This is a genomic window from Streptomyces sp. NPDC002513, assembly GCF_053595355.1.
Genome location: NZ_JBSFXK010000136.1, coordinates 1 through 3318, shown reverse-complemented (window position 1 = coordinate 3318; position 3318 = coordinate 1). Strand labels below are relative to the sequence as shown.

2 protein-coding genes and 3 pseudogenes are annotated in these 3318 nt (G+C 67.0%); 3 read left to right on the top strand and 2 right to left on the bottom strand.

Annotated elements, in window-relative coordinates; genetic code table 11:
* Positions 1–192 precede the first annotated feature (192 nt).
* Positions 193–1036: pseudogene (locus tag ACWD5Q_RS35235) on the top strand (IS5 family transposase).
* 51 nt (positions 1037–1087) lie between these two features.
* Here the strand turns inward: ACWD5Q_RS35235 and ACWD5Q_RS35230 are convergent.
* Complete coding sequence (locus ACWD5Q_RS35230) at positions 1088–2029, bottom strand: caspase, EACC1-associated type (protein WP_451431141.1); 942 nt, start codon at positions 2027–2029, stop codon at positions 1088–1090.
* Positions 2030–2264: 235 nt separating this feature from the next.
* A pseudogene (locus tag ACWD5Q_RS35225) lies at positions 2265–2498 on the bottom strand (effector-associated constant component EACC1); the annotation flags it as partial.
* Between the two features lie 56 nt (positions 2499–2554).
* Here ACWD5Q_RS35225 and ACWD5Q_RS35220 point away from each other — a divergent pair.
* Positions 2555–2788, top strand: a pseudogene (locus ACWD5Q_RS35220) (transposase); the annotation flags it as partial.
* Entirely contained in the window at positions 2748–3161 is a 414-nt protein-coding gene (locus ACWD5Q_RS35215) for a mycothiol transferase (protein WP_451431140.1), read from the top strand. The pseudogene ACWD5Q_RS35220 and the gene ACWD5Q_RS35215, both read left to right, overlap by 41 nt.
* Positions 3162–3318: the final 157 nt, after the last annotated feature.

Sequence of the window (3318 nt, the reverse complement as noted above, 5' to 3'; positions counted from 1 at the left end):
CGACGACATCCACGAAGCGTTCCTCAGCCTGGCCTGCGGCATCATCTGCTGGCGCCGACTGGTCAACCTCTCACTTTGTTAGGAGTTCTAAGAGCTCGCGCAGATCGGCGGCGCGTGGAGCCTCGGCAGCAAGGTAGGCACAGGTTCCGGTGATCATGGAGTTGCGACGCTCTGTGACGACTGGGGAGACCTGTGCCCGTTCTTCCATCATGGCTGACCGACCCACTCTGGGACCAATTCGCCGCACCGCTGCCGCAGCGGCCCGAGTTCGCTGCGACCCACCCGCTGGGCTGCCACCGACGTCGGATCAGCGACCGGATCGTCTTCGACAAGCTGCTGCAAGTCCTTCGCTTCGGCTGCTCCTACGAGGCGATCGCGGACTCCACGTTGCTCGGCCAGCATGATCCGAGGCCGCCGGGACGAGTGGATACACCTGGGGCTGTTCGCCCGGCTGAACCAGATCGCACTCGACGCCTACGACCGCATCGTCGGTCTCGTCCTGGACCAGATCGCCGTGGACGGCGCCATCACCAAGGCTCCAGGCGGCGGTGAAGCGGCCGGACGCTCGCCGGTCGACCGAGGCAAGCAAGGCATGAAGCGGTCGGGCATGACCGACGGCTACGTCATCCCGCTCGGCCGCGTCCTGGCCGGCGCCAACTGCCACGACTCGCCGCTCCTGGCGCCAACCCTGGACCTGCTGACCGGACTTGGGCCACTACCAGACGAGATCACCGTGCACCTCGACGCCGGACACGACTCGGCGAAGTCACGCACCCTGCTCGCCGAGCGCGGGCTGCACGGCCGGATCGCCCGCAAGGGAACCAAGGCGCCGGTCCAGGCCACCCAGCGGTGGCACGTCGGGCGAACCCACGCCTGGCAGAACGCCTTCCACCGACTGGCACGCTGCTATGAACGGCAGATCAGCGTCATCGAGGCGCTCTTCGACCTCGCCGACACGATAATCACCGTCCGTAGCCTGATCCGCCGAGCCTGGACCACCCACCGCTGGGATACACGCCCACAACGCCAACCATGACCCGTCGCCTACCTGAGCGGCCTCTAAAGCCGTCGGATGTTGAGGTAGCGCTCAAGAGATGTTGAGGTAGCGCTCAAGCCGGACGGGTGTCCGCCGCCCCGCCAAGTAGACGTCGGCCGTGAGATTGAAGACCCCCCAGGCGAGCACCACCAGGCCGAAGTCGGTCGAGCGGTCGGTAACCGTGCGGTCCGGCTCGGGGAAGGTCGGGTGCAGATGGTAGTCGACCCTGGTGACCCGATAGAGGTCGGTGGTCTCGAAGCTTGCGAGATAGACGCGAATTCGAAAGTATGGTCGGCCATTTGTTGAGCGCGAGCCGTCCGCACGCGCGGTGTGGGCCAGGTGAAGGGTTGTCGGTGGTGCGACGGCGGTCAGCGCCGCAGGGCGGATGCGGCGGGGATGCCGATTGCGGACCAAGCCCAGCAGATCGGCGGTTTCGGTGCCGCACTGCTGCGGCACCGGCAGCCCCTCGGCCTGGAGTTGGACCTGAAGATGCCGGTAGATGTCGCCGAGGCTGAGTAACTCCCCTGCCTGTGCGCTGCCGGTGCGAAGCAGTCGCAGCAGGCGCTCGGTGAATGCGGTGTGCTGTTCACCAGGGAGGGCCAGCGCGGCCCGGTTCCCGGGGGCGGCGGTCAGTGTGTACGTCCCGGCTACCTGGAGCTGACCGAGGATCGTGTTGGCATCCTCGGTCAAGGTCTCGCCGATCGCCCGCCCGCTGAAGCAGCTGTCCAGGATCACCGCGCGGACTGCCGCCCTGCTGTCCAGAAAGACATCACGCACGGCCTGGAACGGCAGGGCGGTGAACTGCGGTCGGTCAGGCCGGGTGGCGGACAAGCTCAAGTACAGTTCACGACGCCGCGGTTCGAGAAGCCCGTGCCCACTGTAGTAAAAGAGCAGAAGGTCCTCGGCCTCCGCGGCGGGCCCGTGCGAGCAGGTCGCCGGCCTCGGCAACGCTGACGGTACCTGAGGCAGACCGGCAGTTGTCGGGGTCGACACCGCCCAACCGCGGGTCGGTGAGCACCTGATGCAGGCCGGCGATGTTGTTGGCGACCACCGGGATGTCCGCGAGCCGTGGATCGTCGTAGGCAGGAGTGCCGACCAGCACGATCCGGGACCGGCGGCGGTCGACCGCCCGGGCCTTCGCCTCGCCTGCTGAGGCGTGGTGCGGGGGTGACCTGGTGAGCGTACCGCGCCTCCTCACGTTGAGAAGCCTCACGGGGCGGCTGGGCGCTCATCCCAGATGCCGAAGGGTCTCGCGGAGCAACGCCTCGACATCGTTGACGCGCTCGGCCTCCACGGTCACACTGCGCCCCTCCGCGCGCACCAGGATCCGGACATCCGACTTGCGCGGCTGCGACAGATAAGCCCGCAGCGACGCAGTCAGCGCCGTCAACACCCCTCCGCTGCCCACGGCGACGGCCAAGGCATCGGCCAGTGCCCCCAACTCGCCCGGCTCGGCTCGGGGTTGGCGAAGGTGACCAGCCCTCGAAGCTCGGGCTCATGCCGCAACCAGTCCGCGAGATCCGGCGCCGCCTGCTGTGGAAGCGTGGCATCAAGCGGCTGATCGCCCGACGCGACGTCGCACACGGTTCCGGACTGGACAAGGTGCGCTGGATCGTTGAGCTCGCATTCGCCTGGCTGCACCAGTTCAAGCGCCTCCGCACCCGCTACGAGCGGCGCGCCGACCTCCACCGCGGCCTCCTCGAACTCGCCTGTGGCATCATCTGCCTCCGACGACTCCGAACGGCATCCTGAAACGCTCAGTGAGCCGGATGTCAGTGTTCTGGACGACGAGAAGTTCTGGTTCCGCGCGGTTGCTGCGGGGGAGCAAGCGGCGATCGAAGAGATCCTCGGGTCTGGGGAGAACGCGTGGCAGCCTGCCCCGGAGAAAACAGCCGAGGAGGTCTTCGCTCTCTACCGCAAGGAAGGGGAGCTCGCCGACACCTTCCTTGCCGGCGCAGACCTGGAGGCGGCCCCGAGCTGGTGGCCGGACTTCTTCGGTAACTGGCGCCTCGACAACCTGCGTGAGGTCGTCCTGCACGTGATCACCGAGACCGCCACCCACGCCGGTCACTTGGACGCCGTGCGCGAGCTCATCGACGGCAGGCAGAGGTTGGTTCTCACTTGACGGGAGAGCCACTGCGCTCTGCCGACCAAGATCGTCGAACGCAAGGTCCAGAGCTCAACTCATCAACGCCGTTGCGTTAGGGATCTTGAGGTGGTGGCAACCCCGCCTGAACAGTGGAAACGGGACCCCTGGTAGATCAGCTTGTGTCGAGCAAGGT